General features: G+C 59.5%; 25 protein-coding genes. 20 read left to right on the plus strand and 5 right to left on the minus strand.

Going from position 1 to position 24,018, the window contains the following annotated elements:
• Nucleotides 1-12: 12 nt before the first annotated feature.
• Nucleotides 13-393, plus strand: a complete 381-nt coding sequence (locus Q0X61_RS04400; RefSeq protein ID WP_297740736.1) for a rhodanese-like domain-containing protein — start codon at nucleotides 13-15, stop codon at nucleotides 391-393.
• A 58-nt stretch (nucleotides 394-451) separates the two neighbouring features.
• Here the strand turns inward: Q0X61_RS04400 and Q0X61_RS04405 are convergent, their stop codons facing one another.
• The 3 genes from Q0X61_RS04405 to Q0X61_RS04415 all read right to left on the minus strand — a co-directional run bounded on the left by Q0X61_RS04405 (nucleotide 452) and on the right by Q0X61_RS04415 (nucleotide 2,402).
• Nucleotides 452-772: a type II toxin-antitoxin system RelE/ParE family toxin gene (locus tag Q0X61_RS04405; RefSeq protein WP_297740738.1), complete on the minus strand. Its 321-nt coding sequence runs from the start codon at nucleotides 770-772 to the stop codon at nucleotides 452-454.
• On the minus strand, nucleotides 769-1,002 hold the full coding sequence (locus Q0X61_RS04410; RefSeq protein ID WP_297740740.1) for an addiction module protein: 234 nt from the start codon (nucleotides 1,000-1,002) through the stop codon (nucleotides 769-771). The genes Q0X61_RS04405 and Q0X61_RS04410 overlap by 4 nt, the downstream gene beginning before the upstream one ends.
• A 137-nt stretch (nucleotides 1,003-1,139) precedes the next feature.
• Entirely contained in the window at nucleotides 1,140-2,402 is a 1,263-nt protein-coding gene (locus Q0X61_RS04415; RefSeq protein WP_297740742.1) for a GNAT family N-acetyltransferase, read from the minus strand.
• Between the two features lie 142 nt (nucleotides 2,403-2,544).
• On the opposite strand from Q0X61_RS04415, the gene rpsF reads away from it, so the two are divergent.
• The 6 genes from rpsF (at nucleotide 2,545) to Q0X61_RS04445 (ending at nucleotide 6,344) form a co-directional block, all read left to right on the plus strand.
• Complete coding sequence (gene rpsF / locus Q0X61_RS04420; protein ID WP_297740745.1) at nucleotides 2,545-2,832, plus strand: 30S ribosomal protein S6; 288 nt, start codon at nucleotides 2,545-2,547, stop codon at nucleotides 2,830-2,832.
• A gap of 92 nt (nucleotides 2,833-2,924) precedes the next feature.
• Nucleotides 2,925-3,428 carry a single-stranded DNA-binding protein gene (locus tag Q0X61_RS04425; RefSeq protein WP_297740747.1) on the plus strand — a complete coding sequence of 168 codons (504 nt, stop codon included), beginning with the start codon at nucleotides 2,925-2,927 and terminating at the stop codon, nucleotides 3,426-3,428.
• Between the two features lie 308 nt (nucleotides 3,429-3,736).
• On the plus strand, nucleotides 3,737-3,976 hold the full coding sequence (gene rpsR, locus Q0X61_RS04430) for a 30S ribosomal protein S18 (RefSeq protein WP_108870969.1): 240 nt from the start codon (nucleotides 3,737-3,739) through the stop codon (nucleotides 3,974-3,976).
• A gap of 14 nt (nucleotides 3,977-3,990) precedes the next feature.
• Entirely contained in the window at nucleotides 3,991-4,437 is a 447-nt protein-coding gene (rplI, locus tag Q0X61_RS04435; protein ID WP_297740751.1) for a 50S ribosomal protein L9, read from the plus strand.
• A gap of 151 nt (nucleotides 4,438-4,588) precedes the next feature.
• Nucleotides 4,589-5,473, plus strand: a complete 885-nt coding sequence (locus tag Q0X61_RS04440) for a Fic family protein (RefSeq protein WP_297740753.1) — start codon at nucleotides 4,589-4,591, stop codon at nucleotides 5,471-5,473.
• Nucleotides 5,474-5,507: 34 nt separating this feature from the next.
• A complete protein-coding gene (locus tag Q0X61_RS04445; protein ID WP_297740755.1) occupies nucleotides 5,508-6,344 on the plus strand; it encodes an alpha/beta hydrolase in 837 nt (278 codons plus the stop codon).
• Nucleotides 6,345-6,346: 2 nt separating this feature from the next.
• Here the strand turns inward: Q0X61_RS04445 and Q0X61_RS04450 are convergent, their stop codons facing one another.
• A complete protein-coding gene (locus Q0X61_RS04450; protein ID WP_297740757.1) occupies nucleotides 6,347-7,291 on the minus strand; it encodes a DUF808 domain-containing protein in 945 nt (314 codons plus the stop codon).
• A 123-nt stretch (nucleotides 7,292-7,414) separates the two neighbouring features.
• Here Q0X61_RS04450 and Q0X61_RS04455 point away from each other — a divergent pair, with 123 nt between their 5' ends.
• On the plus strand, nucleotides 7,415-7,783 hold the full coding sequence (locus Q0X61_RS04455) for a hypothetical protein (RefSeq protein WP_297740759.1): 369 nt from the start codon (nucleotides 7,415-7,417) through the stop codon (nucleotides 7,781-7,783).
• 53 nt (nucleotides 7,784-7,836) lie between these two features.
• Here the strand turns inward: Q0X61_RS04455 and Q0X61_RS04460 are convergent, their stop codons facing one another.
• Nucleotides 7,837-8,640 (minus strand): TIM barrel protein, encoded by an 804-nt coding sequence (locus tag Q0X61_RS04460; protein WP_297740761.1) that lies wholly within the window; start codon nucleotides 8,638-8,640, stop codon nucleotides 7,837-7,839.
• Between the two features lie 184 nt (nucleotides 8,641-8,824).
• Here Q0X61_RS04460 and Q0X61_RS04465 point away from each other — a divergent pair, with 184 nt between their 5' ends.
• From Q0X61_RS04465 to Q0X61_RS04520, 12 genes are all read left to right on the plus strand, one after another.
• Nucleotides 8,825-9,196 (plus strand): hypothetical protein, encoded by a 372-nt coding sequence (locus Q0X61_RS04465; protein WP_297740762.1) that lies wholly within the window; start codon nucleotides 8,825-8,827, stop codon nucleotides 9,194-9,196.
• 292 nt (nucleotides 9,197-9,488) lie between these two features.
• Nucleotides 9,489-10,667, plus strand: coding sequence for a Gfo/Idh/MocA family protein (locus tag Q0X61_RS04470; protein WP_297740765.1), 1,179 nt, complete (start codon nucleotides 9,489-9,491; stop codon nucleotides 10,665-10,667).
• Nucleotides 10,668-10,742: 75 nt separating this feature from the next.
• Nucleotides 10,743-11,744 (plus strand): LacI family DNA-binding transcriptional regulator, encoded by a 1,002-nt coding sequence (locus Q0X61_RS04475; protein ID WP_297740767.1) that lies wholly within the window; start codon nucleotides 10,743-10,745, stop codon nucleotides 11,742-11,744.
• Nucleotides 11,745-11,893: 149 nt separating this feature from the next.
• Nucleotides 11,894-12,679, plus strand: a complete 786-nt coding sequence (locus tag Q0X61_RS04480; RefSeq protein ID WP_297740794.1) for a sugar phosphate isomerase/epimerase — start codon at nucleotides 11,894-11,896, stop codon at nucleotides 12,677-12,679.
• A gap of 381 nt (nucleotides 12,680-13,060) precedes the next feature.
• The gene (locus tag Q0X61_RS04485; RefSeq protein ID WP_297740769.1) at nucleotides 13,061-14,113 is read left to right on the plus strand and encodes a Gfo/Idh/MocA family oxidoreductase; all 1,053 of its coding nucleotides are present in this window, start codon (nucleotides 13,061-13,063) and stop codon (nucleotides 14,111-14,113) included.
• Nucleotides 14,106-15,695 carry a sugar ABC transporter ATP-binding protein gene (locus Q0X61_RS04490; protein WP_297740771.1) on the plus strand — a complete coding sequence of 530 codons (1,590 nt, stop codon included), beginning with the start codon at nucleotides 14,106-14,108 and terminating at the stop codon, nucleotides 15,693-15,695. Before Q0X61_RS04485 ends, Q0X61_RS04490 begins: the two co-directional genes overlap by 8 nt.
• Nucleotides 15,692-16,720, plus strand: a complete 1,029-nt coding sequence (locus Q0X61_RS04495) for an ABC transporter permease (RefSeq protein WP_297740773.1) — start codon at nucleotides 15,692-15,694, stop codon at nucleotides 16,718-16,720. Before Q0X61_RS04490 ends, Q0X61_RS04495 begins: the two co-directional genes overlap by 4 nt.
• 69 nt (nucleotides 16,721-16,789) lie before the next feature.
• Entirely contained in the window at nucleotides 16,790-17,776 is a 987-nt protein-coding gene (locus Q0X61_RS04500; RefSeq protein ID WP_297740775.1) for an ABC transporter substrate-binding protein, read from the plus strand.
• Between the two features lie 219 nt (nucleotides 17,777-17,995).
• Nucleotides 17,996-19,582, plus strand: a complete 1,587-nt coding sequence (locus Q0X61_RS04505) for a sugar ABC transporter ATP-binding protein (RefSeq protein ID WP_297740778.1) — start codon at nucleotides 17,996-17,998, stop codon at nucleotides 19,580-19,582.
• A 53-nt stretch (nucleotides 19,583-19,635) separates the two neighbouring features.
• Nucleotides 19,636-20,667 (plus strand): ABC transporter permease, encoded by a 1,032-nt coding sequence (locus Q0X61_RS04510; protein ID WP_297740780.1) that lies wholly within the window; start codon nucleotides 19,636-19,638, stop codon nucleotides 20,665-20,667.
• A 252-nt stretch (nucleotides 20,668-20,919) separates the two neighbouring features.
• Nucleotides 20,920-21,822 carry a substrate-binding domain-containing protein gene (locus tag Q0X61_RS04515; protein WP_297740782.1) on the plus strand — a complete coding sequence of 301 codons (903 nt, stop codon included), beginning with the start codon at nucleotides 20,920-20,922 and terminating at the stop codon, nucleotides 21,820-21,822.
• A gap of 112 nt (nucleotides 21,823-21,934) precedes the next feature.
• Nucleotides 21,935-24,018, plus strand: a 2,084-nt coding sequence (locus Q0X61_RS04520) for a glycoside hydrolase family 172 protein (protein WP_297740784.1), incomplete at its 3' end; no start/stop codon positions are given.

The raw sequence follows: 24,018 nt of genomic DNA on the forward strand, positions 1-24,018 counted from the left end.
AAAGATGACCGTATGGGTTTGTTGGACTTCCTGAGCAAGCGCTCCTCGTCGGGGCTCACGATTGAGGAGACGCTCATCGCGCTCTCGAAGGGGGCGGTGCTCATCGACGTGCGCACCCCGCACGAGTACGAGGCCGGGCACGCGCCCGGTGCGCGGCCGGTCGACCCCAAGGAGCTCAAGGAGAACCCACTCGACGCGATCCACGGCGACGATCCCCTCGCCGAGCGCGACGCCGCCATCATCGTCATCTGCGACAACGGGCTGCGCTCATCGATGGTCGCCGCGCAGCTGCGCCAAGCCGGGCTGCTGGCGGAGTCTGTCGCTGGCGGGCTCATCGCCTGGGGCAAAGACGGCAACCCCATCCTGCCCGGCAAGTACCGACGGCGACGCTAACCGTCTAAGCCTCAAGATAGATCAAGTTCGTGGTGCGTCTACCCGCCACGAACTTGATCTATGTTTCAGCGTGCCGTAGGAGCCAGTAGCCAGGCTTTCGACGTTGGTGTGCGTAGGCGAGAATCAGAATGGAATCACTGTCAACGGTGTAGATGATCCGATATGGAAAGCGCCGAATACGTTTGCTGCGAATCAACGTCCCGTCGGCGGTGGTGGTGAATAGCGGACCGGCATGCGGCCACGCCGCGAGTTCGAGCCGCGCAGACTGGGCACATTCCATGAACGCTAGACCGATACCAGGCTCTTGGTCCTCGTACCAGCGCACAGCAGCATCGAATTCAGCCACTGCGGCTGGATGTTCTCGCTGCGGCAGGTTCATTGGCGCAACGATTCGCGTAGGCGAGCGTAATGCTCGTCGGCGTCTTCCAGCTCTACTTCGCCACGACGAATATCGTCCAGGCGGCGGGAAGCCTCATGTTGCCAGGCCGCGTCGGAAGCGGTGCCAGCTTCGCCGTCGAGGCTTTCAAAGAGGGCATTCGCAACCACCGCGCGCTGGTCAGCGTCGAGAGTGAGGGCATCGCGTAGTAGAGCCTCGGCGGTGGTAGTCATGTACTGGAGTGTACCTGCCGGGTGGATGAGGCGCTGAGAGTGTGGGTTGCCGGCGACGCTAACCGTCTAAGCCTCAAGATAGATCAAGTTCGTGGTGCATCTACCCGCCACGAACTTGATCTATGTTTGGCTGCCGATCAGAACGGTGTGATGCACCAGGGTTCACGACGACGGCGCAAGAGCATGCCGAACACGTCGATGGCTTCCTGGTTGCCCTTGACCCATCCGACGGTGGTGAGCGCGTGGATGTTCACGCCACCCAGGAGCGTCGAGCCGAGGGCGGCGACGTTGATGTCCAGCTCGGGTTCGTCGTCGGTGGGGACGCAGGTGGCCTTGCCCTGCTGAACAGTGAGGCGCCACCCGCCGTCGGCGATGCCCATCTTGTCGATGACGCGGAAGCACACTTCGCCCTCGGTGTAGTAGTTGCGGGCCGTGAGCACCGCAGCCGGGTCGAGCACGCGCAGCCACAGCAGGTCGTCGTGTTCCTTCACAATGTAGCGGCGACGATCGGTGAGCGCCCAGGGGAGGTGCTCGTCGTTGCGGGCGCTATTGAAGCGCACGCGGCGCACCAGGTCGAGTGAGCCGAGGAATGCCCACATGGCGACGCTGGCGTCAGTGTTCGTCGGAACGAAGTCGACGACGTTGATAGCGTCGTCGCGGTCGGCAGACTTCCAGGTGGCGTAGCCGTCGAGGTTGCCCTGCTCGTCCCAGTGCCCGACGGCGCGGATCTTGTCGTCGTGCTTGCGGGTGGACTTCTCGACGGAGCCGTTCAGCACCTCCATGACGGGTGCGCAGCGGCCGATGGAGCCGGTCTGCGTGGCGTGGAACTTGTCGAAGACGATGCGGGACGCCTCGGCCAGCTGCTGCACGTCGAGGTACTCGCAGGTGCCGGTGATGGGGGCGTGGATGTCGAAGCCGCTGCCGACGCGGAGTTCGATCTGGTCTTTGAAGATGGCGGCTCCGAAGCCGAAGCGACCGTAGATGGTGGCCTCGGTGGCGGTGAGGGCAGCGACGGCCAGCCCGCGCTCCTTCGCTGCGGTGAGCGAGGCGGTCATGAGGTTGCGGGCAATGCCTTGGCGACGGTGTGAGGCGCGCACGGTCACGTCGCTGATCTGGTGACAGTCGATCACGGAGCCGCCGACGTTGAGGGAGCCGTTCCACTCCATGAAGGTGGCGACGGGGATGTCGGTGCCCAGCGCATACTCGCGCGGCTCCAGGTCCCACACGCCGCGCATGACGGTGCCGTGCTCGGCTTCGATGGAGAGTTGGTGTTCGAGGAATTCCTCGGTGGGGTGGGGGTCGTGGAACCCCTGCTGCACGGCGGTGAGCCATGCGCGATACCACGGGTTCTCAGAAAGTTTCGCGCTCGTAACTTCGTGTGTTCTGTACTCGTGCTTCACTCATTTGAGGCTAGCAAACGAGGTGTTTGGCCCAAGACCTTCGCAGAAGGTAATGTTGCTCATCGGTTCGATTTTTTCGGGCCATGCCCTCCTGCCACGGGACAGACTCGTGGCCGTTAGTCCGAAGGAGGTGGGGCAAAGCATGCGCAAGTACGAAGTTATGGTCCTCATCGACTCCGACGTCGACGAGCGTCAGGTGCCGGCTCTCATCGAGAAGCACCTCGAAACCGTCACGAAGGAAGGCGGCACCGTCGATAACACCGACATCTGGGGCCGTCGCACCCTCGCCTACGACATTAATAAGAAGTCTGAGGCTATCTACGTGGTGGTCCAGCTCACCTGTGAGCCTGCCACGGTGTCGGAACTCGATCGCCTGCTGGCAATCGACGAGAAGGTCGTGCGCACCAAGGTCATTCGTCTCGAGGACTGAAGTTTTCCACAGATTCAAAGCAACATGGGCGTGACTGTCAGTCCCCGCCCATAGTGTGGGTATAAGAACACGTCTAACTCGGAGGCATCTCAATGGCAGGCGAAACCCAGATCACGATCATTGGCAATCTCACGAGCGCACCAGAACTGCGCTTCACCGCGAACGGTTCTGCGGTCGCGAACTTCCGCGTGGCGAGCACGCCGCGCACGTTCGATCCGCAGTCGAACCAGTTCCGCGACGGCGATCCGCTGTTCCTGAACTGCTCCGTGTGGCGTCAGCACGCCGAAAACGTGGCTGAATCTCTGGACAAGGGCATGCGCGTCATCGTTCACGGCAAGTTGAAGTCGCGCAGCTACCAAGATCGCGAGGGTCAACAGCGCACGGTCTTTGAGATCGATGTCGACGAGGTTGGGCCCGCTCTTCGCTACGCAACCGCACAGGTCACCAAAACTTCCGGTGGCGGTCAGTGGTCAGGTGGCCAGAACTCCGGTGGCGGCGGTGGCGATTCCTGGTCGAGCTCCAACAACTCGAGCCAGAACCGCGGTGCCAACGATCCGTGGGGCCCTGCATCGCAGTCCGACGAACCGCCGTTCTGATCCCGCACACGCCGCGTCTCGATACGGGCCTTCGGCCCTACTCGACGACCGGGGCGTCCGCACGGCACCCGATGGTCGAGTGAGGCCCCTTCAGACGGTCGAGTAGCGGCGAAGCCGCGTATCGAGACCCCCTGCAATTCGACGGTCGAGGAGCGGCGCAGTCACGTATCGAGACCAGACTGAACCAGACGGTCGAGTAGGGCCAGATCCGTATCGAGACCATTTACCAACACAACAACATAACCACAAGGCACATTCCGTCGAGAGACGGGCTTGCTCGGGAAACCCGAGAGAAAAGGAGCACCATAATGGCCGGTCCACAGCGCAAGTCTGTGAACAAGAAGAAGATCATGCCGGTGAAGACCACCCGCGTGGCCAACATCGACTACAAAGACATCAACACGCTCAAGCGGTTCATTTCTGAGCGTGGCAAGATCCGCGCCCGCCGCGTCACTGGCCTGTCGGTTCAGGACCAGCGCAAGGTTGCCATCGCCGTCAAGAACGCTCGTGAGGTAGCGCTGCTGCCCTACGCGTCCACGGCCCGCTGATCGGAGGAAGACTCATGAAGCTCATTCTCACCAGCACCATTGACAAGCTCGGCGTTGCCGGCGACATCGTTGAGGTTCGCGACGGCTACGGCCGCAACTACCTCATCCCTCAGGGCAAGGCCATCCTGTGGAGCAAGGGCGCCGAAACCCAGATCGAGGGCATCAAGCGCGCACGTGACGCGCGCGAGATCCGCGGCGTGGAGCACGCTCAGGAGATCCGCTCGCAGCTCGAGGAGCTCACCATCAAGGTGGCTGCTCGCGCGTCGGAGGAAGGCAGCCTCTTCGGTTCGGTGACGCCGAACGATTTCGCCGTCGCTGTGAAGAAGGCCGGCGGCCCGACCGTCGACAAGCGTGCCGTCTCATTCCCGAAGCACGTGAAGAGCCTCGGTCAGCATGCTGCTGAACTCAAGCTGCATCCCGCCGTCGTCGCACACGTCAACTTCGAGGTGGTCAGCGCCTGATCTAGGCAACCTCAACAGTTGGGCCCCGCACTCCGAACAGGAAGTGCGGGGCCCAACTGTTAATCAGCCATGGCCGGGTACGGGTGAGCGTGAATGGAATGCTATTTCGCAAAGTATTCACGCTATGCTGCATGTGGCGAAGGGGGAAGGTATGGCAGACCAAAGCCTGCGGAGCCGCGTGGCTGCGCTGCAAGAGCGGTATCAGGAGCTGTCCGATAAACACGCTGACGCCCTGCATGAGATTGCTCTAGCGGAACTTCCGGAAGCGGTGCACCAGTCCAACGCCATCGAGAACTCGACGCTCACACTCACTGACACCGAGCAAATCCTCCAGGGCCGGGTGCCGGTCGGCAAACGTGACCTGCGTGAATTGTTCGAGGCCACCAACCTGGCGAGTGTCACGAAGGAACTCCTTGGCAGCGACGACGAATTCACCCCGGCGCTCATCCTCCATTGGCATGGCATGTTGCTGCGCGGCATCCGCGACGACATCGCAGGCAGATATCGACGCGCTGGCGAATGGGTGCACGTCGGAGGCCACGTCGGAGCCAACCCTGAGTTCATCGCAGAGCTCGTTAATGACGCTTTGGCGCAGTGTCGTCGCGATATTGCAGCTGATCCTATCGACGCGGTGGCCAGGTTCCACTGCGAGTTCGAGGTGATCCATCCATTCGTCGACGGCAACGGGAGGATCGGGCGCGTGCTTATGAATAAGCAGCTTCGCGACGCCCGGCTTCCCCCGGTGATCTTGCGCGCGAAGGAGCGGCACACGCAGTATTACCCGTTGCTCGAGAGATATGCGAGGAGCGACGAGCATCAGGGCATGGCGAGATACTTGAGCCTGCTGCTGATGGAAGCGTTGCATAAGCGCATCGCGATGTTGGAGAGTCGACGTATCGTGCCACTCACGGCGTGGGCGAAGGCGCGAGCAATGACACCGCAGGCTGCGTCGAACAAAGCCAAGCGCCAGACGATTGCGGCGTTTCGGGTACGCGGCCGATGGATGATTGCGGAGGATGAGCCAGCCCATTCCTGACCACCGCCGGCCCAGGCACAGCTAGTCTCTGGATATGCAGAACTACATCGTCTCCATGAACCCCGAGCGCGACGTCACGCTGGAGGTGTGCGCATTCTCCGTGGGTGACCCGGACGGGCCCGCGGCGATGATGGAACAGGCGCGCCCTGCCATCATCATCTGCCCGGGCGGGGGCTATGAGTTCCTCTCCGACCGGGAAGCCGACCCCGTCGCCATCGCCTTCCAGCGCTTCGGGTTCCAGTGCTTCGTGCTGCGCTACTCCATCCGCGAGCATGCGCAGTATCCGCAACCCATCGTCGACGCGGCCCGCGCCGTGCGGTGGGTGCGCGGCCACGCCGTCGAGCTGGGCGTCGACTCGAACCGGGTGGCCGTGTTGGGGTTTTCCGCCGGCGGGCACGTCACGGCGATGCTCGGCACCATGCACGCCCGCGAAGAGGTGCTCGAGGCGGAGCGCGACGAGTACGCGCGGCTGGCTGCGGAGGGCGTCGAAGCCAACGAGGGGTTGCTGGAACATTCGTCGCGCCCGGACGCCATCGTGCCGTGTTACGCGGTGATGGCGGCGGACTGGATGGATATGCCGTTCCCGAAGGAAACCATCATGGCCACCGATTGCATCCGGGCAGCCGGGCCTCACGTGCCGCCGGCGTTCGTGTGGACAACGGGCGAGGACGATCTCGTGCCCGCGACACAGTCGCTCCGGTTCGTCAATGCACTCTCCGAGCACGGGGTGGCCTTCGAGTACCACCACTACGCTCACGGCCCGCATGGGCTCTCGCTTGCGGATTCGCTTACGAGTTTCCACGACGAGGTGCCGGAGAATGCCTACACGTGGGTGAAGCTCTGCGCTCGCTGGCTGCGCGCCACGATGTGACGTCAGTGCTCGGCGGTGCGTCCCTTCAGCGTGCCGACGAGGTGCGCGACGCCGAAGACGATCGCGCCGACAGCCACCCCGAGGAGCATCGAGAAGAAGGTTTCGACGATCCACCCGAGCGCGCCGCCTACCCCAGGCACCGCGCCTGCTACGAGCTCGGAGAGGTGATGGACGAAGCCGTACGGCGGGTGGAAGCCGAGTTCGTCCATGCCGACGAGGAGAATGTGTCCGCCTACCCACACCATGGCGAACGTGCCCACCACCGACAAGATGCGCAGAATCACGGGCATGGCCTGCACGAGACGCTCCCCGAGTCGCTGCGTCGCTGGGCGGCTCCTTTTCGTGAGGGCGAGGCCGACGTCGTCGAGCTTCACGATGACGGCAACCACTCCGTAGACGAGGAGCGTGATGAAAATGGCCACGACGATGAGCGTCGCCGCCCGTAGCCACAGGGTTTCGGTGGCTACTTCCTTGAGCGCGATCACCATGATCTCGGCGGAGAGGATGAAGTCAGTGCGGATGGCGCTGCTGACGATGGCCTTCTCTTTTTCCGGGCCCCGTTCGACCGCGACGTCCTCGGGCTCCGCTTGGTGGCCGCTGGCCCACTCCCACAATTTTTCCGCGCCCTCGAACGCCAGGTAGGTGCCGCCGCACATCAGCAGCGGGGTGAGCAGCCAAGGAATGAACTGGCTGAGCAGCAGGGCGAGCACGATGATGATCGCCTTGTTAACCAGTGATCCCTTGGCGATCTTCCAGATGACAGGCAATTCGCGCTGCGGTGTGAAGCCCTGGACGTATTTCGGCGTGACCGCAGCGTCGTCGACGACCACTGCCGCCGCCTTGGCCCCCGCGCGGCCCGCCGCCGCACCGATGTCGTCCACAGATGCCGCGGCGAGCTTCGCCATGGTCGCGATGTCGTCGAGAAGTGCTGCCAGTCCACCGGCCATGGGGTACCACCTTGCGTTCAGTCGTCGGATTAAGGGTAGGGCTTCGATCGGCCGACGGTGAAACTGCGCGGTTCAGCTGGGCCGGCCGCCACGTACACTGTTGCGATCAGAGAGGAGACACGCATGAGTCAGCAGCCTTACGACTTCGGTCAGTCGAGCCCTGACCGTTCAGAGACAGCGCCTGAGTCTCCCCAGTATGGGTACGAATCGCGACGTTCGTACTCCGACTTTGCGGCCATTCAACCCGGAAGCAAGGGGCACAAGAAGCGTGCGAGCTTCCGCCGTGTTGTTGGCATGGTGTTGCGTGTTGTAGGTGGCTGCCTCTTCGCGCTGCCCTTCCTCCACATGTTCGGGGTGCTTGAGCTCGTCGGCTTGGGGCCGGAGAGAATGACTCCCGAACACATGGAGAGGACCTTCTCATTCATGACGGCCGGATTCATCGGCTTCGCACTCATGACCCTCAGCGTGTTTATCCAGGGGAAGGAGAAGTAGCGGCCCAGGAAAGTCCATGCGTCGGGACTACCTACTCTTTCCCGCGTTGGGCATTACTCCCCGTCGTCGAGATTTGAGAAGGTTTCGATGAAGGTCTCGATGGCGTGTACGGAATCGTGTTTTGCCCACGCCTCCATGCACACGGTGCTGCTATACCCCATGGCATGCAGGCTCTTCGCTACGTTGCGGTAGTTGATCTCGCCGGTTCCAGGCTCACACCGTCCAGGAACGTCCGCCACCTGCACCTCTCCGAGATATGGCAGGGCGGCCTCGCAGGTTGCGATGAGGTTCCCGTCGCCAATTTGTGCGTGATACAGGTCGAGGTTCATCCTGATTCGAGGTGAGTCGACAGCCTTAATCAGTGCCAACACATCATCCGGATGGGAGAAGGGCGTGCCCGCGTGGTCTACGGGAAGGTTGAGGTTTTCCATTTGGTAGACGACGTCGTGCCGTTCGGCGATGTCAGCGAGTCTCAGCAGCGTCGTCGTAGCTTTCGCCCACATGGCGCCTGTTACCACTTGTACCGGTTTCACCGGGTAGCCTCCCTCGCCGAGGCCAGTGCCGTGGAAGTTGAGTCGAGGCTTGTCCAGGATCTTGGACTTGGTCGCCCCCTGCTCAGCAGTGTCGAGGAAACGCTCGATGTCTTCATCATCGGTGAGGTTGCCTGAGATGTATGCGTTCATATTGAGCACAGGCACTCCGGTGGCAGCGATAGCCTCGAGGTCGACGTGCTCCTCATGCCAGTTCCACAGTTCGGCGGCGATGCCGAACTCGCCGATGCGTTTCACCCGTTCAGGAAGTGGCAGATCGAGAAACTGCATCTCTGCGCAGACAGCTAGCTCAAATGGTGTGTGCATGTCACCCTCCTTGTGATGTGCCCGGCGCTTCGAAGGGAACGCTGCCAGTCCACCGGCCATGGGGGACCGCCTTGCGTTCAGTCGTCGGATTACAGGGTAGGGCTTTGATGAGTCGACGGTGAAACTGCGCGGTTCAGCTGGACTGGCCGCCGCGTACACTGTTGCGATCAGAGAGGAGACACGCATGGGTCAGCAGCCCTACGGTTTCGATGAGCCGGAACGTGATCGCTCGGAGACAGCGCCTGAGTCTCCCCAGTACGGGTACGAACAGCGAGATTCATACTACGACTTCACGACCATCCAACCCGGAAGCAAGGGACGCAAGAAGCGTGTGAGCATCCGCCGCGTAATCAGCACAGTGTTGGCTATTGTGGGCGGCTGTCTGTTCGCGCTGCCATTCCTCCAGATATTCGGGGTGTTTCACTTTCTCGGCCTTGGGCCGGGGCGTGATGAAACGCCCGATTATCTCGTCAGCAGTTTCTCCTTGATGCCCATGGCCTTCCTAGGGTTTTTCCTCCTGTTTATCAGCGTATTCGTCGGAGGAGGCCGGAAATAGCGGCTCAAGTGGCTGCGAGGTGGGTTGTCAGATGTCGAACACTGTGTGAGGCAGCGCAGCCAGCCCTGCGTCACAGGCCTCCTGGAACTGAGTTGATGCCCGGGGGGATCTTAGGGCTCGGACCTACGCGATGGAGGGTGAGTGTGGACCTGGCAATTAGCACGTGCTATTGTGATGGATGTCGACGGAAGCAAGAGCGTGAGGCCCGTCGGGAAGTGATCCGGCAACGTGCTTGACGCTCACTCGGAACAACAGTTGATCAGTACGAAGACGTACTCATAGAGGAGATGGCATGAGCTCAGAGCTGAGAGTTGCAGTGATTGGGGCCGGATACGCCGGCCAGTCCCACGCGTTTGGGTACCGTAATGCATCGATGGCGAAGGATCTACATGACGTGAGCGTCATCCTGGACACGGTAGTCGATGCCAATGAGTCCTTGGCGAAAGAGGTCAGAGGCCAATATGGGTTTGAGCGCTATTCGACTGAGCTTAATGATGTGCTTGAGAACCCGAATATTGATGCGGTGAGCTTAGCGTTGCCGAACAGGGTATATGCAACGGTAATGCCGACGATCATCGAGTCGAAGAAGCACATTTTCTGTGAGAAACCACTCGGCCTCAACACTGTACAAGCCAAAGAAATGGCAGATCGGGTAGAAAAATCAGACCTGATCAATATGGTTGGTTTCTCATTCCGGCGCCTCCCGGCATTGGCGCAGTTAGCAACAATTGTGCAGGAGGGAAGGCTGGGAGAGATTGAGACGTTCAATGCCTGGTACTACGCAGACTATGCGGCAGATGCACAGCAGCCCTTGACGTGGCGGTACATCATGGAGCAGTCCGGCGGTGGTGCCATAGCCGACATCGGAGCCCACAGCATCGATAGCATTCGCTACGTCGTTGGCGAAATCACCGAGGTCAACAGTGCATTACTGAGTACCTTCATTGACCGTCGTCCACTCCCTGCTAAGGGCGGCGTAGGGCACTCCATCGCCGCATCGGAGACAGGGGAAACAGGAGCGGTGGAGAATGACGATGTCGCCGTTGTGAACCTGCGTGCCGGGGGAGCGGTAGGCACACTGACGCTGAGCAGGATTGCCCGAGGAATTCCGAACGATCTCGGTATTGAGGTGCACGGCTCGAAGGGCTATGCCAGGTTCACATCCGCGCGCACAGACGAGTTGCTGGTGTATGAAGAGGGAGTGAGTGAGACGGGTATGGACGGACCTCGAATTGTAGCGTCCGGCCCAGATTTCCCCTTCTTCGCCGAAACCGCCGCGATGCCTGGGCGAGGTGTGGGAACGGCGTACGGAGAAGCCTTTATTGCAGAAATCCAAGAGTTTGTGCGAGCCGTGACAAGAAACGACCAATCCATCGTGATGACTCCCTTCAGAGAAGCCGTACCGACGATGAAAGTCATTGAATCGGTACTCAAGGCAGCGGCGAATGGAGAGGCGGTCAAGATAGCCTGACATGATGGGTAAACTATAGGCGAACATGAAACATGATCGAAAAACTGTCATGGAATGAGTCAACGTAGAAGCCCGATGGAAAAAAGATTTGTGACTCAGGCAGACGTCGCGAAACAAGCTGGTGTCTCGCGCCCCCTCGTCTCGCTCGTGATGAGGGGGTCGCCTAAGGTGTCAGATGAGAAACGAGAGCGAGTTCTCCAGGCGGCGCAGGAGCTTGGGTATATCGGATCATCGATCGCTACCTCGATGGCGGGAAACCGCGACAGGCCTGTCATAGGCTTCCTGAGCCAGTCGCTGTCGAATGGGTTTTTCACAGACATCTACCGAGGAATTCAGAAAGTTGCTGAACCATCGGGCTGCATCCTGGTTGTGATGGAAGGGTCGCTCGATCCGAAAAAAGAAGACAGCAGCCTGAGAAACTTAGTATCTCTGAGGCCTCATGGAATAATCCTGGCCGGCTATGCCGGTTCAACCTACGCCCTGAAAGCTGCAAGTTCTACTATTCCATTCGTTTCCGTGACGCGAGACATCAGTGACCACAATGTTAGTTCTATCGTCTGCAATGATTTTGACGGCGGCGTTATGGCAACGAATCACTTGGTGGAACAAGGGCACGAGCGAATCCTGCACCTCGCCCTACCGAAGGAGATCCCATATAGACAACGGGCCAAGGGGTATCTACAGGCTATGGAAGCAGCTAATCTTCAACCTAACATCCGTCACGTACAACAAACCGAGGAGGCCGGAAGGGCGGCAGCGCTCCAGGTATTCACTGACAGCCCAGGCGAGTATCCGACCGCGATCTTCTGCGCTTCTGATGCTATAGCGCTAGGAGTATTGGATGCCTTCAGGGGTCTTGGGGTGAAGACGTCTGACTGCGCCGTGGTCGGCTTTGACAATATCACCGAGGCAGAGAGGCTGGGGCTGAGCTCGGTTGACCAGAAATCCCAGTTGCAAGGCAGCTTGGCGGCTAAGCGGCTTCTGCGGCTACTCAATCAAGAATGCGATGAGCCACCGAGTATGGTTCAGGTCATTGATCCTCAACTCATTGTGAGAGAGACATCCCTCACTACCTAGCAATTGTATTAATCTGCGTAATTCGCAATTACTGACATATGTATCAAAGGAGAACCATGTCTATTCGTCTATCCATCGCACCAGATTCTTGGGGTGTATGGTTCCCGGAGCACCACCTCCAGCCGAGCCCAGATCGATGCTTGTCCGAAATGGCCGAGGCGGGGTTCGAGGGTGTCGAGCTCGGGCCATGGGGGTACTTTCCCACCGACCTTGAACAGTTGCGTGGAGCATTGCATGAGCGTTCCCTCAGTCTCGTTGCGGGCACCATAGGGGCCAATTTCTTAGACGAGAGTAGCGTGGCGGAAGCGTGTGCGACTATTGATGACATCGCCAAGTTGATGCTCAACTTCCCAGAAGCCAAGTACGTTGTGTTGTTGCCCGCAATGTACACCGATTTGGAGACTGGGCAACCGGTTATGGAGGCCACCCTCTCGGATGCTGACCGCGATCGATACTTGGCAAATGTTCAGCGCCTGGCGGACCATTGCGCATCGTTCGGATTGGAGGGAGTGTTCCACCCCCATGTGGACAGCCATGTTGAGACGGAGGAGCAAATCGAGCATCTTCTGGCGAACACCAATGTCAACTTGTGTCTCGACCTCGGTCATCATGTGTACGGTGGTGGGGAACCAGTGGCGTTCTACCGCAAGCATGCCGAGCGCATCCCCTACATGCACATCAAGGACTGCGATCTGAGCATCAAGAAAAAGATGGATCTTGAAGGATGGTCTTTCGCGAAGGCCGTCGTCGAAGGAATCATGACCGTGCCGGGCAAGGGTGCCGTGAACCTCTCGGAGCTTCATGAGGCCCTGGTAGCACAAGGCTACTCGGGTTGGGTGACCGTAGAGCAGGATCTCTTTCCGGTGGCGTCCTTCGACATCCCTCTTCAACTCGCCAAGGAGGCCTACTACGGACTCCGAGCTGCCGGCTTCTAGTCGGCTTTTCCGCTGTGTAGGTACAGCTATCCATGCTGCGGACAGCCCGACTCGGGGCAGGCGATGCGTTGTCATCTCGACGCGGCAATCATGTGCCTGGCTCCGAGCGATGGAAGGAGCGCCGCCTCGGGCTTGGAGTTACTCAGGACAACTGGGCGGCCCAGTCACGCGTGACGTACGATCGCCGAGCGGCAATCTCTTGAGCGGACCCTATCTTGTCAGGACATGTGTGTTCGTGTAGGTTACCCTCAAACCCAGTGAGTAACGATGCTCACTGAAGAGCGCGCCCCCGCTTACCTTGGGGGTGAGCTCGACACGCTGAGAGCAGCGTTGCTGGCATGGAGCCACCAGCGTTGAAAGCCCGGTTCGAAGGAGAGCCAGATGACAGGAAACGACCAGACCGCTCGAGTCCGGATCGCCCAACTTGGTGTAGGAAGGATTGGCGTCGGACACGCGCAGGCCCTGGCCGCCAATCCATCGGTCGAACTGACCGTGTGCGATGTCGACACCGATCGTGCTGCCCAGGTAGCCGCAGGACTGACGCCGGTCAGTGGCGTTCCCGTGGCAGCCGCGAGTGTTGAATCGGTCTTCGAAGAGCCAGGGAACTTCGACGGCGTGGTCATCGCTACGCCAACGCAGACCCATGAGGAACTCATCATCAAAGCGGCCGATGCCGGGCTAGCTCTCTTCTGCGAAAAACCGGTGGCTGTCGACTTGGAAGGAACACTGCGGAGTATCAAGTCCGTCCATGATGCAGGTGTCGCGTCCCAAATTGGCTTCCAGCGCAGATTCGATCCCGGCTATCTCGAAGCACGCCGCAGGGTGCAGTCGGGAGAGATCGGTGATCTGCACCGGGTGCACATGCTGACCTGCGACCAGAACCCACCACCAGAGAACTTCGTGGCTGCCTCGGGAGGCATTTGGCGAGACTGCGTCATCCACGACGTTGACGTGCTGCGCTGGATCACCGGTCAAGAAGTTGAAGAAGTATTTGCCTACGGAGCGGTGCGAGGCGACGAATACTTCACGAAACACGATGACATCGACGAGGGCGTCGCGGTACTCAGGCTGAAGGACAACACCCTCGTCACTGCCCACACTTCGAGAAATAACGGGCAGGGCTACGACGTCAGGATGGAGCTCGCAGGTAGTCGAGGCCAGGTGACCGTCGGCCTGGAGCCAAAGGTGCCGCTGGTGAGTGCAGAGCCGGGAGTGACGTTCCCTGACGCCGAACCGTGGAACGACTTCATCGCCCGATTCAAGGAGTGCTACGAGGTGGAACTAGCGGAATTCGTCGACGTAGTAGCAGGCAAGAAGCCCAGTCCATGCACCGTCGATGATGCTCTTGAAGCTCTGTACGTGACGCTCGCCCTAGGCGTATCGCGCAGGGAAGGGCGCCCGGTCAAGGTTGAGGAGATGCGCACCCATGGATAACGTGAACAGTCCGTACAACGAGCCCGACGTCGGCGTGAGTCAGGTGCCGGAGCCATTGAGCGGTACGCCAATGCTGGAAGCCAAAGGTATTGTCAAGGAGTTCCCTGGAGTTCGGGCACTCGATGAAGTCCAGTTCAGTCTCCACGCTGGTGAAGTGCACTCGCTGGTTGGGGAAAATGGCGCCGGTAAGTCAACATTGATGAAGATCCTGGGAGGGATCTATCAGCCCGACGCCGGGGTCATCAAGCTACGGGGGAAAGAGACCAAGATACAAGGGCCTTTGGACGCGCAGCGTAAAGGCATTTCCATCATTCATCAAGAGTTAAACTTGATGCCCGATCTGACCGTAGAGCAAAATATTTTCTTCGGTAGAGAGCAATACACCGGAACTCGCTTCAACCTTTCACCAAAGAAAATGAGGAGAGAGGTTGAGGCTCTCTTGGAGCGTGTGGGCTTGTCTCTCAATCCGGATGACAAGGTTGGGGACCTAACAGTCGCAACACAGCAGATGGTCGAGATTGCGAAAGCCCTGTCATTCGACGCCAAGATCCTCATCATGGATGAGCCCACCGCAGCTCTTACCGACCGCGAAACAGAAGCGTTGTTCCAAGTGATGAAGGACTTCATCAGTGATGAGACAGCTATTGTCTATATCTCACACCGGATGGATGAGATTAAACGCGTGTCGGACACAATCACGGTGATGCGCGACGGACAGTGGATCTCAACTTCCCCGGCCGAAACGCTGACCATTGATGACATCATCGAAAAGATGGTTGGACGGAAGATTGCTACCGACATACGCCCCAAACCGCTTAAGGGTGAGCGCCCTGTCGTTTTGAGTGTGCAGGACTTGTCGACGAAGGACGTCCTGAGAAACGTCAGCTTCGACTTGAGGAAAGGCGAAATTCTGGGTTTTGCTGGGCTGGTAGGAGCCGGCCGCACAGAAACTGCGCGAGCACTGATTGGGGCAGATGAGAAGACTTCAGGAAGAGTTGAGATCAATGGACAAGAAGTCAATATCAAATCGCCCGCAGACGCGGTGAAGAACTCGCTCGCCTACCTGTCTGAGGATAGAAAGCGCTACGGCCTACTTCTTGACAAGGGTCTCGTTGAAAATACTGCTCTACCGTCGTATCAACGATGGGCTCGCGGGATCATCGTCGATGATTCGAAGGCTGCTGGGATCACAGATACCTACATTGAAAAGCTTCGTGTTAAGACCCCATCTCGGTGGCAGAATGCAAAGAACCTCTCTGGAGGAAACCAGCAGAAAGTGGTCATTGGAAAGTGGCTCGCTAGAGATTGCGACATCCTCATCTTTGACGAGCCAACCCGAGGTATTGACGTCGGAGCTAAGGACGAGATCTACGATCTACTTAATGAGCTCGCTGACCAAGGAAAATCGATCATTGTAATCTCTTCGGAAATGCCCGAGATTCTCAGGTTGTCACATAGGATTGTAGTGATGTGGGAGGGTCGAGTGACCGGGGTTCTTAACAACGAAGAAGCTAGCCAAAATGTGATTATGAGCTTGGCCACGGGTCAGCTCTCAGAAACAACAAAGGAGTCGGTGTTATGAGCGTTTCCCAGGCGGCGCCAGACCACAATTCTACGATGGTCGGGCACAAAAAGAAGTCGGGCAGAAAAGGCTTCTTAGCCAGGCATGCTTCGCAAGTGCTTGTGTTGGTTTCTGAGATCATCCTGATCGTCCTCTTCTCCCTGGCAAGCCCCTACTTCCTGCAAGTTTCAAACTTCTCGGCACTGTTGCTGGATGCGTCCGTCTACGTGTTGCTGGCGCTAGGACTCACGTTCGTTATCGCGACGGGCGGTATCGACCTCACGCCAGGATTCGGCATTGCGTTTACCGGGGTCTGTCTGGCAGTGGCGATGACGTGGGCCCATGACGCAGGCCTGGGTACGGTCATGGTCATCGTCGTGGGCGTTGTCGTCGGCCTCCTCTCAGGCGCACTACTCGGCACTATCAACGGTGTTCTCGTCGCTTACCTGAAGATGCAGCCCATGATCGCCACGCTCGCAATGATGTTGGTGGCCTGGGGTATGGCGATGGTCATCTCGGGAACCTCCGCTATCCCACTGACTCAGTTTGAAGCGTTCCTTCAGCTCGGCCAAGGCAGCACCTTTGGATTGACGAACGCGCTCTTCTTGATCGCGGTTGTCGCAGTCATCGCCGCCTACCTTCTGAACCGCACGCTCATCGGGCGGTACGCGCTCGCTATCGGCTCGAATGAGGAAGCAACGCGTCTGTCTGGCGTCAACGTGCGCAAATGGAAGATGCTGGTCTATACCTTGGGAGGCACCTTCACGGGAATCGCCGGTATCTTGATGGCCTCGCGATTGGCCTCGGGCAAGCCGGACGTGGGCCAGTCGTACGAGATGTACGCAATCGCGGCGGCTGTCCTCGGAGGCGCATCACTGCAAGGTGGCCGGGCATCAGTGTTCGGCTCCGTTATTGGCGCGATCGTGATCGCCACGATTCGTAACGGCGCCGTGCTCATGGGCATCCCGGACCAGTGGCAGAAGGTTCTGCTGGGTGCCGTCGTGCTCGCAGCTGTGTACCTCGACGCTCGCCGCCAGAAGAATTAGTCATCATCAGTAAATGTCCACTTCTTCTCACAATAGGGTGAGAACCGAATTTAGGAGTAAGAAAAAAAAATGAAGCGTGCACAGTTTGTTAGTGCGGTGGCTGCCATCGCGCTAACCCTCACTGGATTGACTGCGTGTGGCGGAGAAAACAATGGAGGCGGTGGAGCCTCCGGTGGGGAGGGTGGTAAATCCATCGCAGTCGTAGCAAAGGGCTATGCCAGCCCATTCTGGGCCAGCGTCAAGAAGGGTGCTGAGGCGGCAGGCAAGGACCTCGGATACGCCGTCACTTTCAACGGCCCCGACACGGAAACAGACGTGCCTCGACAGAACGACCAGTTGCAGCAGGCACTCATCAAGAAGCCCGCTGCCCTGGTATTTGCTGCGCTTGACTCCGACGCGCAGGGCACAGTGCTGAAGCAGTTCGCAGATGCCTCCATCCCCGTGGTCGCGTTCGACTCGGGCGTGCCAGGTTCTGACATTCCCAAGACGACAGTCGCTACCGACAACAAGGCAGCCGCCGCAGAAGGCGCACAGCGACTGGCTGACCTCATTGGCAAGAAGGGCAAGATAGCCATTATTTGTCACTCCCAGACCTCGGTGACGGGACAGGATCGGGAGCAGGGCTTCCGGGAGTGGGTTAAGGAGAATGCGCCTGACATCCAGATCGTCGATGTCCAATACAACAACTCGGACCAGGCTGTCGCTCAGCAGCAGTCGTCCGCGATCCTCCAAGCTAACCCTGATCTGGCGGGAATCTTCGCCACTGACGACGATGGTGCCGTAGCAGCAGCACAGGCCACTGAAACCGCAGGCCGAAAAGACAAGGTCAAGATCGTCGGATTCGACTCCGGCAAGCCGCAAATGGATCTCATCAAGTCGGGTACCATCACGGGCTCCGTAACCCAGAATCCGTACGAGATGGGTTACCAAGCCGTGGTTGCCGCGGACAAAGTGCTCCAAGGTAAGGAAGTCGAGAAGTTCATCGACTCTGGCTTCTACTGGTACGACGCCGAGAACATGGACAATGAAGACATCAAGAAGGCTCTCTACGACTGATCCCTGGTAGACAGCTGCAGCAGCGAGGGGGTGAGCGGGTGTTTCCCGCTCACCCCCTCGCTGTTCCTGGTTGTGAGCGTATGTCTGGATGACGTTGAGATGTTCGCGCCCATCGAAGAGCTGATATCGATTACATAAACTGCCCCACACTGACGCCGCAGTGTGTAAAACTGGGTCCCTGTAGGAACCGAGCACAGCCGCTCAGGGACGGAGAAGCTAGTGACGACGCAGTTACTCGAGATGCAAGGTATAGGGAAGAGTTTTCCCGGCGTGCATGCGCTGCGCGACGTAGAACTCAGGCTTAACGAGGGCGAAGTAGTTGCGTTGCTGGGTGAGAACGGCGCGGGCAAGTCCACGCTGATCAACATCCTCTCGGGCGTATTCAACCACTACGACGGCGACATCACGCTCGCGGGCAACCCCGTCGTGCTGCACACCCCCACGGATTCCCAACGCCTCGGTATTTCCACCATCCACCAAGAGCTGAACCTGGTGGCCTCCATGTCCATCGCAGACAACATCTGGCTAGGGCGAGAGCAAGGCAAAGGCGGGTTCGTCAATCGTCGGAAGAGCCTCGACAGGGCCAAGGCCCTCCTCGCTCGTGTCGGGCTGGACCTCGAACCGACGACGCCGGTAAGCCAACTGCGCGTGGCGGAGCAGCAATTGGTGGAGGTGGCCAAAGCACTCTCAATCGACGCGAAGATCCTCATCATGGACGAACCCACCTCGGCGCTGGCTGACGCCGAGGTGCAAAAACTCTTCGACGTGATCCGCTCTCTGACTGCCGAAGGGGTCGGGATCATCTACGTATCCCACCGCCTCGAAGAACTCGAGGTGATTGCCGACCGCGTCAACGTGCTCCGCGACGGATGCTGGGTCGGGGAAAAAGACATGGCGGGTACATCCAGGCCAGAGCTCATTCGAATGATGGTTGGCCGAGACGTGTCCGACCTACCGCGACGAGAACAAGGCGCAGCCGATGCCCAAGGCGAACCGCGCCTGCGTGTACGCGACCTGCGACTCGAACCCGACGCTCTCGCCGGGCGGGTGGAACTGAAGGGCATCGACTTCGACGTGCGGCCTGGAGAGATCGTCGGTTTGGCCGGGCTCATGGGTGCGGGGCGCACGGAAACCCTCGAGTCCCTGTTCGGCGGCTACCCGCCCAACGTCATCTCAGGACACATCGAGCTCGACGGCGCCACCTATCACCCGACGAATCCTCGCCACGCCATCGAGTCCGGATTCGCGCTCGTCGCTGAGGATCGCAAGCAACAAAGCCTGCTGCTCGACATGAGCGTGAAGTTCAACGCCAGCCTCGCCGCGCTAAGCCGATTCACCACCGGGGGTTTCGTGAAACAGCGTGACGAGGCCCGTCTCGTGAATTCCGAGATCAAGGCGCTGGGAGTGAAAACCCCGAGTGCAGAGTCGGCGGTCGGGACACTCTCAGGCGGCAATCAGCAAAAGGTGGTGCTGGCGAAGTGCCTGCTGACGAAGCCGTCGGTCATCCTGCTCGACGAACCCACACGTGGCATCGACGTGGGAGCGAAGGCCGAAATCTATGAGCTCGTCAACGAGCTCGCCGAGCAGGGGGTTGCCATCGTTGTCGCGTCCTCGGAGCTGCCGGAACTGCTGCGTATGTGCAACAGGATCGTCGTGCTGTGTGAAGGCCGGAAGATGGCAGAGCTCGACGCGGCGACGACGAACCAAGAGGAAATTCTGTCGGCTGCCATGGATCGAACCCAAGCGGTCACCGTCCAAGAGTCAACTGCGGTCACTGACGGGGTTGAGGAAGGCCAAGAGTCATGAGTGAAGAATTGAACACTGGCAAGCCGACCACGTGGTAGCGCATCCGTCCCTTAATGGGTTCATTACAGGGCTATCTCGGGTTGGTGCTGATCATCATCATCGGCATCGTCACTCAATCTGATCGCTTCCTGTCGCTGGATAACCTCACCAATGCTGTGGCCTACTTCGCGCCCCGCGGCATCCTCGCCATCGGCATGACGCTCATCATCATCACCGGCGGCATCGACCTTTCCGTCGGTTCCGTGCTTGCGATTGGCGGCACTCTGTCTGCTTGGCTGCTGGTGGATCAGGGTTGGTCTGTGGGAGCAATTCTTCCGATGACGCTGCTGGTGTGCGCCATCTTCGGCCTCATCAACGGCCTCGGCACTGCGCTCCTCAAGATACAAGCCTTCGTGATGACACTCGCCATGATGACGATTGCGCGAGGTATCGTGCGTGAGTTCTCGAACAACGTCTCCATCGGCACTGTGCAGTACGACGAGAACGGCATTCTTCCCGGTTCACGAGATTTCCAGGTGCTGGGCCAGCCTGGCGCACCGCTGTTCGACGTGCCGTTCCTCGGGTCGTTCCCCGTGCTGGCGCTCATCGTCATCACGATCGTCGCCCAGGTCATTCTCTCGAAAACGAAACTCGGGCGACACATCTATGCCGTGGGCGGTAACCCGACGGCAGCCAGGCTCTCCGGCGTGAACGTCACGCTCGTACTCATCTTCGTCTACACCTTCACCGGTTTTCTCGCCGGCATTGCTGGGCCCATCAACGCCGCCTACAACGCGTCGGCTGATCCAACAGCCGGCCTCACGTATGAACTCGACGCGATCGCCGCCGTCGTCATTGGCGGGGCCAGCCTCGCGGGCGGTAAAGGCACTGCAATTGGCACGTTTATTGGCGCCATGATTCTGACCCTGCTCGACAACGTGCTGGGGCTCAATAACTTCAGCGCTAACTGGCAGATGATCATCAAGGGCATCATCGTCATCGTCGCCGTGGTGATCCAGCGCCCAGAACTGTTCAACGAGATCGGCGAGTCCATCCGTCGCAAGGGAAGACGGAAAAACAAGACAGCCGTCCAAGACGCACACTGACCGCACCCGACTGAGCAACATATAGAAAGGGAAACCATGAAACTCAGGTCATTGAAGACGCTGGGAGCTCTGGTGGCAGCCTCCACTCTCGCCTTAGCCTCCTGTGGTTCGAATGCAGATTCCAACTCGTCTTCGCCCAGCAAGGACGAAGGCGCCCAGTCGAGCGCGACTTCGTCGGAAGATGGTGGTGCCTCAGAAAGTGGACCGGAAGGTGGCGACACGGGAGCTGCCGGGGACATCGATCCCGGTCCGATGAAGACGGTCGAGCTCGAGAAGAAAGACAAGTACGTCATCGGTTATTCGCAGGCGAACAATGCCGAGCCGTACCGCGCACAGCTGAACATTCAGCTTGAGCATTATGCCAAGCAGCACGACAACCTGGAGCTCCTGCCTATCGCTGACGCAGCCCAGGATTCGTCGCGGCAGGTATCCCAAGTGCAGCAGTTCATCACCCAGGGTGTGGACATTCTGATCGTCTCCCCGAACGAGTCGGATCCGCTGACCCCGCCGGTACAGCAGGCATGCGACAAGGGAATCCCGGTGATTGTGCTGGACCGCTCGGTGAATACCGACTGCATCGCGGCGTTTATCGGTGGTGACAATGTCGCTATTGGTGAAGCGGCCGGCAAGCTCGCCCTCGAGCTTCTCCCCGACGGCGGCAACGTCGTCGAGCTGCGAGGCATCATGAGCAACCAGCCACAGATTGACCGCGATCAGGGCTTCCGCGACGCCATCAAGGAGAACCCGAAGATCAAGATCGTGAAGGATCAGGACGCCAAGTGGGTGAAGGAAGAAGGCACCAAGAATATGCAGCAGTGGCTGCAATCTGGTGAGCAGATCGATTTGGTCTACGCGCACAACGACCCGATGGCACTCGGTGCCGCGCTTGCCGCGTCCGCAGCGGGCAAGGACAAGGACATCAAGTTCATCGGTATCGACGGCCTTGCCATCCCCGACGGTGGCATCCGCGCCGTCGAGCAGGGTCAGCTGGCAGGAACTTTCGTGTATCCGACTGGAGCCAAGGAAGCGATCGACACCGTCATGCTCATGATCGACGGCAAGGAATTCGGGTCGAAACAGATTTTGCCCACGATCCCCGTCACGAAGGAGAACGCAGCGGAGGTTTACAAACAGTACGACTTCTCTAATAAGTAACTTCTGAATCAACATCGAAGTCGGTGGAGCGTCGCCGTCAGCAGTGATTGCGGCGCTCCACCGTTCTTTTTCCTAACAACAGCAACCAGGTACGTGCTACGAAAGGACGAACATGACTACGCGATTACACAAGGGTGTGTTCGCGCTGCTCACCGGCGCAACACTCCTGATTGCCCCGGGTGCGACCACTGGACAGGCCCAGGCAGGCCCCGGACATGGGCGCGCTCCGGTGAAGTTCACGGCGAAGGGTCCCGTCGGGTGGGATACCTTCCGGCATCTCGACCAGCTGCCATTCATTCCAACCGGGGTCACGAGCAAGCAGTTCTCGAGCTTCGATGAAACCGGAGGGAATTGGCAAGACGGATTCGACGGCGCCTTCTCCTGCCTCCGTGCAGAGGCCGACGGCTGCGTCCTCGCCGAGGATGTCGGCGCAGGAGAGATCACGTCGATCTGGTTCACCAGAGACTGGGGTGACGTCAGCAAGACCGGCAACATTAAGGTGACGCTCGACGGCAAGGTTGTGCTTGACGCGAAACTGCAGGATGTCGTGGACGGCAAGCTCGGCGGCGCCTTCCAGCGGCCCTTCGTCGCCGATGCCGACGAATCCTCCGGCGGTGTCGCCATCAAGGTGCCGATGACCTATCGAGAGTCGATGAAGGTCACCACCACCAACAACCCGCTCTTCCACCACGTATCGATCCGCGAGTTTGCGGATGCCCAGGGCGTGCCCACCTTCAACCCCGACGATGTTCCTTCCGACGTGCTCGCCGCAGCCAAACAGTGGGGCCACCAAGATCCCAAGCCTCGTGCGCGGAAGACGAGCACCAACACCACGAAGTTGAGCATCCCCGCAGGTGGCAGCCAACGTGTTGCCTCAGCGCGTAAGGCGGGTGTGCTGAACGAGCTGCGATTCCAGCTTCCGCAGGTCAAGACCCCCGACGAGGCTGAGCGCATTAATGATGACGGTCGCGCGTTCCGCGGATCCAGCCAGTTCACCGCCAAGATCGACCCTGCCAACAACGGCGTCCGGATCACCCGTCGCCTCGATTCAGGCATCGCGGGGCAGGTGGCGAAGGTCACCGTCGATGGTAAAGAAATTGGCGCGTGGGAAGAGGTGAAGTCGACGGCAGGGCAGTGGCTTGATCTCTCCATCGAGGTTCCCGCCGAAATCACCAAGGGCAAGCAATCGGTGACAGTGAAGACCGAATACATCAAGAAGGAGAATGACTTCAACGAATTCCGCTACTGGGTGGACAGCCGAGTAGGCGACGAATGGAAGCGCACTGACGAGATCGACGTCGGCAACGAGAAATCAGAGAAAGCGCACGGCTACACAATCGTGGGGCAGGTATGGCGTGGGGACAGAACGTACACCTATCCCGTCGCTACCGACCCCGATGTGCTCGAGGGCAACGCGCTGCTGCGCGACCTCCGACTGCGAGTCACCGCCGACGGGAAGCAGACGGTCGACGCTCCGTTCGGCGAGTTCTTCGGTGTCGGACTCAGCCGCGCAGAGGTCCGCTCGCTGCTCTACGCCGTCGATCCCGAGACCACTGGGTGGTTCTCCAGCTGGTGGCCGATGCCGTACAAGAAGTCACTGGAAGTGGAGTTGGTGAATGAATCCGACGTCGACGTCACCGTCGGCACGGCCACGGCCACGACGGCTCGTGAGGGCCGCGTCGGAGGACAGCTGTCTGGCGCGAAACCGTCGATCGGCTACTTCCAGGCGCAGTCACGTCGCGGGGATACCGTCGACGGCCAAGACTGGCGGGTGATTGACCAAACCGGCTTCGGCAAGGTCGTCGGCGTCAGCCAGACGGTGCGCGGCCAGATGGAGTTCGGTAACACTCGTGAGTACCTCGAAGGCGACGAGCGCGTGCACGTCGACGGCGCCTACTCACCCGCGTGGCACGGCACCGGCACCGAAGACTTCTACGAGGGTGGCTGGTACTTCCGCGAGGTGGTGCCCTTCACAACCCCATTCGTCGGAGCGACGGCGATTCAGTTCGGTGTGAATGGATGTAAGCACAAGTGCGACTCCATGGTGCGCACTCTCGTCTCTGACGCCATGCCGTTCTCGAACACGATGGCGTTCGGCATCGAACACGGCGGTTCCAACCAAGCGAAGGCCGAGTATGGCGCCACGGCCTTCTGGTACGGGCACGAAGGTCGCGTCCGGGCTCGCCTCACGGACGC

This window comes from uncultured Tessaracoccus sp. (genome assembly GCF_947255005.1).
Classification (GTDB): domain Bacteria; phylum Actinomycetota; class Actinomycetes; order Propionibacteriales; family Propionibacteriaceae; genus Arachnia.

Coding starts and splice junctions, on each gene's coding strand:
- Q0X61_RS04400 (WP_297740736.1), top strand. CDS start 13: ATGGGTTTGTTGGACTTCCTGAGCAAGCGCTCCTCGTCGGGGCTCACG.
- Q0X61_RS04405 (WP_297740738.1), bottom strand. CDS start 772: ATGAACCTGCCGCAGCGAGAACATCCAGCCGCAGTGGCTGAATTCGAT.
- Q0X61_RS04410 (WP_297740740.1), bottom strand. CDS start 1,002: ATGACTACCACCGCCGAGGCTCTACTACGCGATGCCCTCACTCTCGAC.
- rpsF (WP_297740745.1), top strand. CDS start 2,545: ATGCGCAAGTACGAAGTTATGGTCCTCATCGACTCCGACGTCGACGAG.
- Q0X61_RS04425 (WP_297740747.1), top strand. CDS start 2,925: ATGGCAGGCGAAACCCAGATCACGATCATTGGCAATCTCACGAGCGCA.
- rpsR (WP_108870969.1), top strand. CDS start 3,737: ATGGCCGGTCCACAGCGCAAGTCTGTGAACAAGAAGAAGATCATGCCG.
- rplI (WP_297740751.1), top strand. CDS start 3,991: ATGAAGCTCATTCTCACCAGCACCATTGACAAGCTCGGCGTTGCCGGC.
- Q0X61_RS04440 (WP_297740753.1), top strand. CDS start 4,589: ATGGCAGACCAAAGCCTGCGGAGCCGCGTGGCTGCGCTGCAAGAGCGG.
- Q0X61_RS04445 (WP_297740755.1), top strand. CDS start 5,508: ATGCAGAACTACATCGTCTCCATGAACCCCGAGCGCGACGTCACGCTG.
- Q0X61_RS04450 (WP_297740757.1), bottom strand. CDS start 7,291: ATGGCCGGTGGACTGGCAGCACTTCTCGACGACATCGCGACCATGGCG.
- Q0X61_RS04455 (WP_297740759.1), top strand. CDS start 7,415: ATGAGTCAGCAGCCTTACGACTTCGGTCAGTCGAGCCCTGACCGTTCA.
- Q0X61_RS04460 (WP_297740761.1), bottom strand. CDS start 8,640: ATGCACACACCATTTGAGCTAGCTGTCTGCGCAGAGATGCAGTTTCTC.
- Q0X61_RS04465 (WP_297740762.1), top strand. CDS start 8,825: ATGGGTCAGCAGCCCTACGGTTTCGATGAGCCGGAACGTGATCGCTCG.
- Q0X61_RS04470 (WP_297740765.1), top strand. CDS start 9,489: ATGAGCTCAGAGCTGAGAGTTGCAGTGATTGGGGCCGGATACGCCGGC.
- Q0X61_RS04475 (WP_297740767.1), top strand. CDS start 10,743: ATGGAAAAAAGATTTGTGACTCAGGCAGACGTCGCGAAACAAGCTGGT.
- Q0X61_RS04480 (WP_297740794.1), top strand. CDS start 11,894: ATGGCCGAGGCGGGGTTCGAGGGTGTCGAGCTCGGGCCATGGGGGTAC.
- Q0X61_RS04485 (WP_297740769.1), top strand. CDS start 13,061: ATGACAGGAAACGACCAGACCGCTCGAGTCCGGATCGCCCAACTTGGT.
- Q0X61_RS04490 (WP_297740771.1), top strand. CDS start 14,106: ATGGATAACGTGAACAGTCCGTACAACGAGCCCGACGTCGGCGTGAGT.
- Q0X61_RS04495 (WP_297740773.1), top strand. CDS start 15,692: ATGAGCGTTTCCCAGGCGGCGCCAGACCACAATTCTACGATGGTCGGG.
- Q0X61_RS04500 (WP_297740775.1), top strand. CDS start 16,790: ATGAAGCGTGCACAGTTTGTTAGTGCGGTGGCTGCCATCGCGCTAACC.
- Q0X61_RS04510 (WP_297740780.1), top strand. CDS start 19,636: ATGGGTTCATTACAGGGCTATCTCGGGTTGGTGCTGATCATCATCATC.
- Q0X61_RS04515 (WP_297740782.1), top strand. CDS start 20,920: ATGAAGACGGTCGAGCTCGAGAAGAAAGACAAGTACGTCATCGGTTAT.